The organism is Anabaena sp. UHCC 0187 (assembly GCF_009712035.1).
Lineage (GTDB): Bacteria > Cyanobacteriota > Cyanobacteriia > Cyanobacteriales > Nostocaceae > Dolichospermum.
Genome location: NZ_VILB01000008.1, coordinates 92,676 through 104,931, shown reverse-complemented (window position 1 = coordinate 104,931; position 12,256 = coordinate 92,676). Strand labels below are relative to the sequence as shown.

13 protein-coding genes are annotated in these 12,256 nt (G+C 38.0%); 6 read left to right on the top strand and 7 right to left on the bottom strand.

Features of this window, described 5'->3' with window-relative positions:
* From FJR11_RS07500 to aroF, 4 genes are all read left to right on the top strand, one after another.
* A partial coding sequence (locus tag FJR11_RS07500; RefSeq protein WP_168503083.1) for a tetratricopeptide repeat protein occupies positions 1-572 on the top strand: 572 nt, incomplete at its 5' end.
* A 352-nt stretch (positions 573-924) separates the two neighbouring features.
* The gene (locus tag FJR11_RS07495; RefSeq protein WP_168503082.1) at positions 925-1,194 is read left to right on the top strand and encodes a type II toxin-antitoxin system Phd/YefM family antitoxin; all 270 of its coding nucleotides are present in this window, start codon (positions 925-927) and stop codon (positions 1,192-1,194) included.
* Complete coding sequence (locus FJR11_RS07490) at positions 1,181-1,462, top strand: type II toxin-antitoxin system RelE/ParE family toxin (protein ID WP_027404042.1); 282 nt, start codon at positions 1,181-1,183, stop codon at positions 1,460-1,462. The genes FJR11_RS07495 and FJR11_RS07490 overlap by 14 nt, the downstream gene beginning before the upstream one ends.
* 181 nt (positions 1,463-1,643) lie before the next feature.
* Positions 1,644-2,684: a 3-deoxy-7-phosphoheptulonate synthase gene (aroF, locus tag FJR11_RS07485; RefSeq protein ID WP_168503081.1), complete on the top strand. Its 1,041-nt coding sequence runs from the start codon at positions 1,644-1,646 to the stop codon at positions 2,682-2,684.
* Between the two features lie 232 nt (positions 2,685-2,916).
* Here the strand turns inward: aroF and FJR11_RS07480 are convergent, their stop codons facing one another.
* The 3 genes from FJR11_RS07480 to FJR11_RS07470 form a co-directional block, all read right to left on the bottom strand.
* Positions 2,917-3,783, bottom strand: coding sequence for a DUF1190 domain-containing protein (locus tag FJR11_RS07480; RefSeq protein WP_168503127.1), 867 nt, complete (start codon positions 3,781-3,783; stop codon positions 2,917-2,919).
* Between the two features lie 46 nt (positions 3,784-3,829).
* Positions 3,830-4,411 carry a DUF1517 domain-containing protein gene (locus FJR11_RS07475; protein ID WP_168503080.1) on the bottom strand — a complete coding sequence of 194 codons (582 nt, stop codon included), beginning with the start codon at positions 4,409-4,411 and terminating at the stop codon, positions 3,830-3,832.
* Positions 4,412-4,524: 113 nt separating this feature from the next.
* Positions 4,525-6,084, bottom strand: a complete 1,560-nt coding sequence (locus FJR11_RS07470) for a pentapeptide repeat-containing protein (protein ID WP_168503079.1) — start codon at positions 6,082-6,084, stop codon at positions 4,525-4,527.
* A gap of 90 nt (positions 6,085-6,174) precedes the next feature.
* Between FJR11_RS07470 and FJR11_RS07465 the strand changes: the two genes are divergently transcribed.
* The gene (locus FJR11_RS07465; RefSeq protein ID WP_168503126.1) at positions 6,175-7,014 is read left to right on the top strand and encodes a prephenate/arogenate dehydrogenase; all 840 of its coding nucleotides are present in this window, start codon (positions 6,175-6,177) and stop codon (positions 7,012-7,014) included.
* Between the two features lie 209 nt (positions 7,015-7,223).
* Here FJR11_RS07465 and ychF read toward each other — a convergent pair whose 3' ends face one another.
* The 4 genes from ychF to FJR11_RS07445 all read right to left on the bottom strand — a co-directional run bounded on the left by ychF (position 7,224) and on the right by FJR11_RS07445 (position 10,616).
* Positions 7,224-8,315: a redox-regulated ATPase YchF gene (ychF, locus tag FJR11_RS07460; protein ID WP_168503078.1), complete on the bottom strand. Its 1,092-nt coding sequence runs from the start codon at positions 8,313-8,315 to the stop codon at positions 7,224-7,226.
* Between the two features lie 78 nt (positions 8,316-8,393).
* The gene (locus FJR11_RS07455) at positions 8,394-8,702 is read right to left on the bottom strand and encodes a hypothetical protein (RefSeq protein ID WP_168503077.1); all 309 of its coding nucleotides are present in this window, start codon (positions 8,700-8,702) and stop codon (positions 8,394-8,396) included.
* Positions 8,703-8,737: 35 nt separating this feature from the next.
* Entirely contained in the window at positions 8,738-9,382 is a 645-nt protein-coding gene (locus FJR11_RS07450) for a HEPN domain-containing protein (protein ID WP_168503076.1), read from the bottom strand.
* Between the two features lie 16 nt (positions 9,383-9,398).
* A complete protein-coding gene (locus tag FJR11_RS07445) occupies positions 9,399-10,616 on the bottom strand; it encodes a DUF262 domain-containing protein (protein ID WP_168503075.1) in 1,218 nt (405 codons plus the stop codon).
* 113 nt (positions 10,617-10,729) lie between these two features.
* Here FJR11_RS07445 and FJR11_RS07440 point away from each other — a divergent pair, with 113 nt between their 5' ends.
* Positions 10,730-12,196, top strand: a complete 1,467-nt coding sequence (locus tag FJR11_RS07440; protein WP_168503074.1) for an aminotransferase class I/II-fold pyridoxal phosphate-dependent enzyme — start codon at positions 10,730-10,732, stop codon at positions 12,194-12,196.
* Positions 12,197-12,256: the final 60 nt, after the last annotated feature.

Below are 12,256 nucleotides of genomic sequence, written 5' to 3'. Positions count from 1 at the left end.
TATTTACAGGCGATAACAGCTATGTTGCTACTAGTTTGAACAATTTAGCACTTCTTTATAATAACCAAGGAAAATATAGTGAAGCGAAACCTCTCTGCCTTGATGCTTTAGAAATAAGAAAGCGGCTATTTACAAGCGACCATCGTGATGTTGCTAATAGCTTAAACAGTTTAGCAAATCTTTACCATAACCAAGGAAGATACAGTGAAGCTGAATCTCTCTACCTTGATGCTTTAGAGATGAGAAAGCGGCTATTTATAGGCAACCATCCTGATGTTGCTACTAGCTTGAACAATTTAGCAGGTTTTTACCATAAACAAGGAAGATACAGTGAAGCAGAACCTCTCTACATTGATGCTTTAGCTATGTCTGAACGAGTGCTAGGAACTAATCACCATACTACAAGAATCTTTCGGAACAACTTGCAAAGTTTACAACAGCAAATCATACCTCGTCCCTTTTATATACGTTTGTTGAATAACCTATCAGTTGTGTTAACCTTACTATTGCATCGTGTACGACTACTAATCAAACGTATTATTATTTTTTCCTGGCGTTTGTTCCGACATTAACAACAGCTTACTCAACTTTAATAAAGTATCAATATGCAGTTTTATTGTATTGCATTACAAAGATAAATTTTTATTTAACAGTTAAATTAGATTAATTTACAATCTTACTGCATTATATTACAGAATTAAAATTTTACTTTGCAGTTTTATTGTATTGTATTAAACTAATAACGTAAGTTGCTAGTTAGACACATTGTCAGAATCAGGATGTCCAGGATTAAAGGATGAACAGGATTAAGATCAATTTGATTTTAAAGGTAGGGGTTTAGCACTGCTAAAAACTTACACATCTATCTAAAATATTTATGCTATTATGCTAAAATATAGTCAAAATGTCTAAAATAGTCATTCTATGCAAACCTATACTCTTACAGATGCGCGAAATAAACATGGTGAGGTTTTTGACAAAGCTGCTATTGAACCAGTATTACTAACTAAACAATCACGTCCTAGTCATGTCATTATTTCCGCAGATAGCTACCAAAAATTAATTAATAGATTGCAAGAATTAGAAGATATGCAGTTAGTTCAAAATGCTGAAACTGCTTTGAGTCAATCAAAAATGGTGGGTCCAGAGGCTTTTACATCTGCATTGGAGCATTTAGCTAATGGCGCGGCTTGATGGTTTAGCAACTGTTCTGGATTTCCTCAATGGTTTACAACCTAAAATAGCAGCACAAATAGCAAAAAAGGTTTTGGCTTTGAATGTTGAACCTTTACCAAATGATAGTGAACAACTATCTGGTTATCAGGGTTTTTATCGAGTAGATAGTGGTGAATATCGAATTGTTTATAAATACTTTCCAGATCAAGATTTAGTGGAAGTAATTTTAGTTGGTAAGCGCAATGATGATGATGTGTACAAAAGATTAAAACGGTTATTAGGATAAACTGGTTCTTCTACTGATTCAAACAACAAACTAGGGAATTGTTTGAACTTTTCTAGTAAAATTCAGCACAAATCACTGTCTATTTAGGAAAAAGTACCTAACGCTACATTTTTATTTATATGTTTTCGTTGTTAATCTAATAGTTAGTTAATAAAAAATTTACTTAAAAAGGAACTTGCAGATGATTATCGTCATGAAGGTTGGTTCCCCACAGGAAGAGATAAACCAGATTACTCAAGAATTAACTAGCTGGGGACTAACACCAGAAAAGATTATTGGTCAACATAAGGTAGTCATTGCTTTAGTTGGGGAAACAGCGGATTTAGATCCCCCACGAATTCAAGAATTAAACCCATGGATTGAGCAAGTATTACGAGTGGAAGTACCCTATAAACGAGCCAGTCGCCAATTCCGTCATGGAGAAGCTTCTGAGGTGGTGGTGAATACTCCTCAAGGAAATGTGGTGTTTAGTGAACATCATCCTTTGGTAGTTGTCGCTGGACCCTGTTCTGTGGAAAATGAAGAAATGATTGTGGAAACAGCACTGCGGGTAAAAGCTGCGGGAGCTAAGTTTTTACGCGGTGGGGCATATAAACCCCGAACTTCACCTTATGCTTTTCAAGGTCATGGTGAAAGTGCGTTGGAATTGTTAGCTACAGCGCGAAAAGTCAGCGGGCTGGGGATTATTACGGAAGTAATGGATACGGAAGACTTGGAGAAAATTGGCGAAGTTGCCGATGTGATTCAGGTGGGGGCGAGAAATATGCAAAACTTTGCCATGCTGAAGAAGGTGGGAGCGCAACCGAAACCAGTGCTGTTAAAACGGGGTATGGCGGCGACTATTGAAGACTGGTTAATGGCGGCGGAGTATATTTTAGCTGCGGGTAATCCCAATGTGATTTTGTGTGAACGGGGAATTAGAACTTTTGACCGTCAATATACTCGCAATACTCTAGATTTATCCGTTGTGCCGGTGTTGCGGAAACTGACGCACCTACCAATCATGATTGATCCTAGTCATGGTGTGGGTTGGTCTGAGTTTGTCCCGTCTATGGCTATGGCGGCCATCGCTGCGGGTACAGATTCGCTGATGATTGAAGTTCATCCTCACCCAGCCAAAGCTTTATCTGATGGACCCCAATCTTTAACCCCAGACCTTTTTGATAAATTAATGTCAGAATTGGCGGTGATTGGTAAAGTCATGGGACGCTGGCCACAATAAGATAGATTGATAGGATGTTGGGTTGCGCTGTCGCTTAACCCAACCTACGCGGACTTATTTTTTATCGCAAGATAGTTCTTCCTTGTCAATTTTATGATAACAAATTTAAAATCAAATGTCAACCCCTCTCGATCTCTTTAAACGGAAAAATTAAAAAATCTTTTTTTGAATGAGTTTCCGTTTGTTCTGGAGTCTAGCGAAATGCTAAGGGGAACAAACGGAAATAATTTAATTATCTTCTTCGGCTACCGAAACCGGAAGAACGACGGCTAGAAGAACGGCCACCACTACCAAAACTACTACCAGAATTGCGGCGGGGGGCGCTAGAGTTACCAGAAGGTCTGAGGGTACTACCACCAAAACCAGAACCGGAAGCTCGTCCAGTTGTGTTGGTACGGGTGGCGTTTCCTGAAGAGGAGTTTCTGATATTTCCTGTGGTGCGGAAAGTGGTGCGATTTTTCACGGCTGCGGGTGGTTCATTGTAGCGAGAACGGTAATTGGAAACTGCTGAATCATAGCTAGAACCATAACCACCATAACCATTCATGATCCCACCTGACTGATAAACGGGGGGAACATAATATTGAGGTCTAAACAACATACTACCAATGGCTTGACCAGCGATGTTACCAGCCAAAGACCCAGCAAAAGGTGTCCAGAAGTTAGATTCTTGACGAACAATAACGGTTTCCTTTTGTCCAGTTTGGGGATTGGTTTTTGTCTCAGTGACGTTATGGACGTACTCAAGTTTAAAGTCTTCTGTCAGGTATAAGGCTGGTTGACCATTTTCTACTTTGAGGTAAGTTTTCTTACCTGCTTTGATTTCCTCATCAGTTAACCTTGCCATTTGTAGCTTTTCTGTAGCAAAGCGTGGAGGTGTGTTGTTGAGTAAAAACAGAGTATATTCACCATTAGCATCGTTGTATGTACCCTGTTGTACTTCATACGTCCCATCATTTAATTTGGTGGGAGTAGCTGTTTGGCTAACACCCTGGTTTGAAGAATTAGCTTGGTTTCCTCCCCCGCAAGCGACAGTGGTTAAGCACAACGTCAAGGCTAAACAAACAACTGTAAGTTTACGCAGTATGGTCATCATCATTGTGTTCATGTTTTGTGCGGGTACTAATTACAGACTAACGAATAATTTACAATGGGATCAATTCGGGGTAATACTCCAATAATTGATCACTAGAAAGTTCATCACCTAACTGAGCCGGTGAGAAATGGACTTGGATAGCGCGGAGTTTATGTTTGTAGTGTAGATTAATTAATGCTTTTAAGGCTTCTTTCAAGGCGGGGATGTTAGCCAAGTCAGTTTCTAAATCGGGAACTTCCCCTTCAGCAGCTACCGTAATCATGACAATCACGTTACGGGTGACAGGGAGTGATAAGGGCTGGTTTGAGGTGGTGGAACTAAAATCCAGATTAGCCCCATATCTTTGGGCGGAGTCTGTGAATAATTCGTTAACAAAATCTCCAGCCTCACCTTCTTTCCAAAAGACATCGCCTTCGTTAGCAGCGGAGAACCAATATTCATCATATTGCAGGAGAGTTTGGCAGATTTGCACCAATTCTTCTCCCAAAACTTCTATATCACCGTCAGCATCAATTGCGGTTCTGGCGCTACGATTGAGGATACCTAATATTGGTGCTACTTCCTCTCCATTTAAATGCAAAAACAACCGAGAGACAATATAGCGAGTTTTGCCCATCATGCGATTAAACATTTTTTCTCTCCTGTAATTTTGGTAGATGATGATCTAGTATCCCAACTTATAGTCAGGAATAGGTGGAGAAATAAATTCAAAATTACTTCTGCCTCCTACCAAATGACTACTGACTACTGACCAATGTAGTAAAATCCTTTGATAAAATCGACAATTATGTTTAAATCGGGGATAGAATATCCTGATTCGCTGGATATATCATCATTATGGTTAGTATTCAAATTATGGAGCAGTGTCTTGCCAAAGCGAGGATTGTCATAAATTATCAGATTTTTAGCCTTAGAATTTGTTAAAATTACCTGAGTAGGTGCTTGAAAAAACTTGACTTTTTGGGTTGATTCTGAAGTTTTTTTAGTTTGTTCAATTATCTTAGTTTTTCTCATAGCTTCTGCTAAAAAAATAATTAATTGTCTAACAATTTTGATAGACTTAAGATCCTGCTGCTGTATAACTTCGGCACGCATCATATCTGCCATAGTATAAAGATTTTTTTGGGTAATGGTGGCATCTTGAAAGGGCAGAATTGCCATAAAAGCTGTAGGAAATAAAGCTAAGTCGTTATCTATGCGGAAGCTTAAAATAGTCCTGCGGTTGCTAATTTCTATGCTAGGGAGTTGGATGATGTCTGGGTATTCTTGAACGATTTGATAATAAGTACCAGCGAGAACAAAGTTAGCTTCGTGATCTAGGGGTGAATCAATAATAATGCGGAGGGTGGGTGGAGTGGCATTAAAAAATTCTTTGGCTGCTTCTAAGGTAAAATTTTGGATGATTGAGCGATCGCCATTAGAGGAAAGATCCACCCATTCGCAAGTAATCCCCTCTGTTTTTAAGCCAAATCGAGGTGTACCATGCAGTTTAGCTCCAGTTAATGTAGCTCCAGATAAATCTGCACCAGTCCATTCTACTTTAATTAATTTGGCCTGAGTTAAATTAGCATGAACAAAACTGGCATTGGTTAAATTGGCATTTGTCAAATCTGCTCCGGTTAAGTTAGCACCACTCAATTTTGCCCCACTGAAATCTACCCACCGAAGATTTGCTCCTCGTAAATCTACCCAACGAAGATTAGCTCCTCGTAAATCTGCACCAGTGAGATTAACTAAACACAAGTTGGCCTGTCTGAGTTCGCAATCGCGTAAATTAGCCCCACTGAGGTCACAAGCTCCTAGCTCTGTACCGTGTAGATTTGCCATTTCCAAATTAGCTTCTCTGAGGAAACATCCTCTCAAATTAGCTTCACTGAGGTTAGCGCGACGGAAATTAACTTGTCGTAATGTGGCTTCCCGCAAATCAGCACCACTAAGATTGGCATCTGATAGATTAGCGCGACTTAAATCTGCACGAACTAACTCACTACGAACTAGGGAAGCTCCGCAAAGTTGGGCGCGAGTCAAATCTGCTCGCACCAAATTGGCAACATTGAGACTACAGCCGTTCAGAATAGCATCTACAAGATTTGCACCACTGAGTCGAGCTACATTTAGTTGGGCATCAGTTAAGTTAGCTTGATGGAGATTTGTACCACTTAAATTGGCTACACTTAAATTAGCGTTACTGAGATTAATCCCACTGAGATTAATCCCACTGAAATTTGATTCTGCTAAGTCAAGACCACTGAAGTCTAAGACTCCCTGTGCATATTTGGCGATTAATTCTTCTTCTATAGTCATGAATCTACCCTTCTATTGCCAACGTTGACAGTTGGACTTGGTAAAGTATCGAGAGAACAAGTACAAATTAAATTTTTTTTCAAGATGACGATGAAAATAGGTATTTTAGGACTAGGACTCATAGGCGGTTGTTTAAGTTTCGATTTACGTTCGCAAGGACACTATATTTTAGGTGTGAGTCGTCGTGAATCAACTTGTCAAAAAGCAATTGACCTCGGCATTGTTGATCAAGCGTCCTTGGATTTGAGCTTGTTGGCATCAGCCGAAGTAGTATTTATTTGCACCCCGATAGGACTAATAGTGCCTCAAATTCAAGAGTTGATAACTCATTTGCCTAAGACTACTATTATTACTGATGTTGGTTCGGTAAAAACACCTGTAGTTGAGGCGATTTCTCCTTTATGGGAGAATTTTATCGGTGGTCATCCGATGGCGGGAAAAACAGATGTGGGTATAGAAGCAGCACAGCAGAATTTGTTCGTTAATCGGCCTTATGTATTAACGCCAATAGAAACAACACCTAATCATATTGTAACAATTGTAGAGGAAATTGTGCGATCGCTCGGTTCTATTATTTATCATTGTCAACCAGAACAACATGACCGGGCTGTGAGTTGGATTTCTCATTTACCCGTGATGGTCAGTGCCTCCTTGATAGCTGCTTGTTTAAGTGAAACAGATCCAGAAATTGCTGAATTAGCCCAAAATTTTGCTAGTTCAGGGTTTCGAGATACGAGTAGGGTCGGGGGAGGAAATCCCGAATTAGGGGTGATGATGGCGCAATATAATCGGCAAGCATTATTACATTCCCTCCATCAATATCGTGAAAATTTAGACGAATTTATTCATATAATTGAGCAGGAAAAGTGGGAATTATTAGCAGAAAAGTTTAAATTAAATCAACAGGCGCGTCCCCATTTTGTAGAATAAAAATTTGGTGCGTTATCAATAATATAACGCACCTGATCATTTAGTTGTGAGGAGTCAGGAGTCAGGAGTCAGGAGTCAGGAGTCAGGAGTCAGGAGTCAGGAGTCAGGAATCAGGAGTCAGGAGTCAGAAAGAAAGAAGAAAGAAGAATATTTTTCTCTTCTGTTCCCTGTTCCCTATTCCCTATTCCCTATTCCCTATTAAAGATTATCTACACATTAAATCGGAATAATAGGACATCACCTTCTTGGACAATATACTCCTTCCCTTCACTTCTGACCAAGCCTTTTTCCTTGGCTGCACTCATGGAACCATGTGTTACTAAATCGTTATAAGCAACAGTTTCCGCGCGAATAAATCCCCGTTCAAAATCAGAGTGAATGACTCCGGCGGCTTGGGGTGCAGACATTCCCGCATTTATTGTCCAAGCGCGGGTTTCTTTTGGTCCACAGGTGAAATAAGTCCGCAAACCTAAGAGAGTGTAAGTTGCCCGAATTAAGGATTTTAAACCACCTTCTTTTACACCTAAAGATTCGAGAAAATCAGCTTTATCTGCTTCTGGTAATTCCACTAATTCCGCTTCTACTTGGGCGGAAACTATGACAACTTGAGCATTTTCGACCGCAGCAACTTCTCGCACTTTTTCGACAAAATCATTACCTGTTGCTAAGTCTTCTTCAGAAACATTAGCCGCGTAAATAATTGGTTTATTGGTGAGTAATCCTAAGCCTTTTATAATTTCCAATTCTTCTGCACTCAAACTGACTTGACGGACAGATTTACCTTCATTTAAAGCAGCGGCTAATTTTTCCAGAATTTCCACTTCAAACTGGGCATCTTTGCTGGTGCGTGCGAGTTTACGAGTTCTCTCAATGCGTTTTTCAATTTGGAATAAATCTGATAAACCCAGTTCTAAATTAATGATTTCAATATCTCGCGCTGGGTCAACAGAACCGGCTACGTGGATGATATCATCATTTTCAAAACAACGGACAACATGAACTATGGCATCAACTTCCCGAATGTGGGATAAAAATTGATTACCCAGTCCTTCTCCTTGACTCGCACCTTTGACTAAACCAGCAATATCCACAAACTCCACTCGCGCGGGTATTGTTTGTACTGAGGTAGCAATGTTTGCTAAAACGTTTAACCGGTCATCTGGGACTGAGACCATGCCAACGTTGGGTTCAATGGTGCAAAATGGGAAGTTAGCGGCTTCAGCTTTAGCGTTAGCCACCACAGCGTTAAATAGGGTTGATTTTCCGACGTTGGGAAGTCCGACAATTCCGGCTCTTAGCATTGTAGATTTTAGATTTTGGTATCAAGTATAAGGATAATTCAAACAGGTGGAGATGGTGGAGAAACTAGGGAGAATCTTTTAGGTATCAGGATTTTCCCACAATTCTAATAAACCAACTGTACCGACAAAAAATGTATAAGTTGCATATTTGATTGATGTCTGATTGCGAGTCGGTGCATAATAAGCGGCAATTATGGCTTCGATAAAATGAGCCGACAGGGCAATATGGGCAATGATTAAAGCTGGTGTTAAGATACTCGGTAGTTGATTGTTAGTGACTGATATTTGCATATTCCATAATTCTAACCCAATGGCGCTGGTGATGAGTGCGGTGGAGATGATTTTGATGATGGGGAATAGTTTTTGTTTGATATCTTTTAAGTTCATGTTGTTTGATTTTTATAGTCAGAATATTTTACATTTTATTCTATCAAATTATTCATTAATTCATCTATTCTTAAAAGTTCCTGAGTAATTTGTTGAACCGTATTTAATTCAGTTGCAGGATCTGGAGGTTGAACAGTCATATACGATATAGCTGAGGTATGTGCTACAATACCCCTTTCTTTTCCAAATGTATTCATAGTAGCAAGCCAAGCAGGATCTAAATCATTATGATCAATTCCTATTGGTAATAATAATGCCAAAATATTAGCTTCTTTGATTCCATGATTATTATCCTTAACCCACCGAAAATTATTGATAGCTAAATCTATTTTCTTACTTATTTTCAATCGCTTATTGTGATTATCTTGACTTACATTGTTGGGTTTGTTAAGTGTATCTGGTGGTTTATCCATAGTTAAATCAGAGAAACCAAGCAGACATATTAAAGTGCGAGTAGTTTTACCTGTTGTACCCCAAACTCTTTTGGCATCTAGAGCTAATTCCCAAGCTCTATCTTCAAGATAAGACTCAATTTCAGCATGAGCTAAAATTCTGTATGCAAGAGTTCTGGATAACTGTCTATCAGAGTATAAACCTGTCGGGTTAATCTTAGGCAGAAATTGCTTTTTTAACCTATTTAACTCCCTCGTTAAAGTGCGGAATCTAACTGATTTTGGCATAGTTATAGAAAATACCTTATCTTAACCCGTTAAAAATAATCCGATTATCAACGAGTTCAGGTAGGTTAAACTCTACATCTAAAACTTCTAATAGACTTTCACCCCACAATCTCAAACGATTGTAAGTTTCTCGAATGTTCTTAGTTGTTCCTTCAATAGCATCTTTAAAGTTACTGTTGGATGAACATAAGTTTTTGAAAGCTTCTTCAACTTTCTCCTTATTTCTTTGAGCAGATTCCCTTATAGTTTTATCTTTAAAGTAGAAAACCATTACGTCTAAAATTGCTCGATTAAACTGGCTGCGATATTTATTCCCTAACCACATACGAGAGAAATTATCTCCAAATATATTAATAGTTATTTCTACTGCTTCCTCAAATTGCTTAACTGCATTTTCAACATCATCCTGTTTTTTATCCCAATCTTGATTCAATATTTTACAAGTCATGTCAAGAAATGCTTTAAGATTTCCCCTATATTCAGAGAGAAAATAGTTAAATCCTATATAACGTAGTAACAATTCTACATCACGCATCCGAAAATCAGGATTTGGTGATTTCAATATTTTTTGTAAAGCTTTACTTTCAATTGATTTATCATCTAAGAAATTGATAAAACCACCTGGATGTAATGCTTGTCTCAGTTCTTGAGGAGATAATGGAGTGCTTTCTACATTCAATCGCAGGAACATTTTATATAGCAAATCTTCACTATACCAATTCCGAATTAATATAGTCCGAATAGTTTGATTGTCTAGAGCATTAAGATCAGAATTTAAAATTACATCATTCTGAAAATCATCATATTTTTTACCAATCAAATCACGTCTAAACTCTAAATCTTTTAGAGCAAAGGCATTATTTTTGGTTTTTTCACTTCTACCATAAAATTGTAGGATAGTTAACAATCGTTGCTTCCCGTCAAGAACGATAAATTTACCTTTTTCCTTGCCATTCACAGCTAATACTATTTGGGGAACTGGAAATCCAATTATCAGTGATTCAATAAATCTACTTTTGCGAGTTATATTCCAAGCATCTCTCCTTTGAAACTTAGGATTTAGCTGTATATTATCCCGAACAAGTTGATTAAGTATTGTCTCCGTTGTCCAGTCACTACTAGAAACAACAATTTTGGATATTTCCTCTAATACAGGCATTAACTTGTTACGAGGCTCAAACTCGATTTCTTGGGCTTCCTCTTCCTCAAAAAACTCTACTTCTTTGTTAGCCATAGTTTTAGTCCGGATAAAAATTTGTATTTAGATATAATATACCTTATTAGTTAATAATATTCTAGACTTCATAAATTTTATCTGAAGTCTTAAACACTTCCTTTTCCTCAAAAATGCTCAATCAAAACCAAATCCCTCTCATAAATGCCTTAAAAGCCTGTACAAACCGTCCTCATGCCCCATTTTACACCCCAGGACATAAACGTGGTGCTGGCATTTCCCCACTTTTAACCGATTTATTAGGTAAAGAAGTCTTTCTTGCTGACTTAACAGAATTAGCAGAATTAGATAATTTATTCACACCCCAAAGCGTAATTCTCGCAGCACAAGAATTAGCAGCAGAGGCTTTTGGGGCTGAGAAAACATGGTTTTTAGTTAATGGTTCTACCTGCGGAATTGAAGCCGCAATTCTCGCTACTTGTAGAATGGGAGATAAAATTATTCTGCCTAGAAATGTCCATTCTTCAGTTATTTCTGGATTAATTCTTTCTGGTGCAATTCCTATTTTTATAAATCCTGAATATGACGAAGATTTAGATATTGCTCACAGCATTACACCAGAATCATTAAAAGCAGCATTAGCAAAACATCCAGATACAAAAGCAGTGCTGATAGTTCATCCTAATTATTATGGTGTTTGTGGGAATTTGCCAGCATTAGTAAATATTACCCACCAATATAATATTCCTTTAATTGTAGACGAAGCTCATGGCGCACATTTTCATTTTCACCCAGAATTACCCACCTCAGCTTTAACCGCAGGTGCAGATTTAACAATACAATCAATTCATAAAACATTGGGGGCAATGACACAGGCATCAATGTTACATATTCAAGGTCAAAGAATTGATATTGATAGAGTTAATAAAGCATTGCAATTAGTTCAATCTACCAGTCCTAGTTTTATCCTTTTAGCTTCTCTAGATGCCGCACGTCAGCAAATGGCAATACAGGGAGAAAAGTTGATGTCTCAAACTTTGGAATTAGCGAAAGAAGCAGTTGATAAAATCAACAAAATCCCTAGTTTATCGGTTTTACAAATACCTCAAAATCATATAAAAAATAATGGCTTTGTAGATTTAGATAAAACCCGGTTAACCGTTAATGTTTCTCAGTTAGGTTTAACAGGTTTTATTGCTGAAGATATCATTAATGCCATGGGAGTCACTCCAGAATTTTCATCTTTGCAAAATCTCACATTTATTATTAGTATCGGCAACACAAAGACAGATATTGAAGCATTAGTACAAACCTTAAATAATCTTACCCAAATTCCCCACTTGACAAATCGGGAAAAAACCTGTAAATATAAAAACGATCCTATAATTCTCCCTTCTCTGTGCATTTCTCCCCGCGAGGCTTTTTTTGCTGATAGTGAAATCTTACCTTTGGAGAAAACCCCAGAACGGATTTGTGCAGAAATTATTTGTCCTTATCCTCCAGGCATTCCCGTATTAATGCCAGGAGAACTAATTACAAAATCAGCTTTAGCATATTTGCAAGAAATTCAAAAAATGGGTGGTTTTATCACTGGTTGTGCAGATGAAAATTTACAAACTTTAAAGGTTGTGAAAGGATAAATCATTAGATATTATTATAATAATCATCAGAATATTTTAGTCTTTATATGAAGTCAGCAC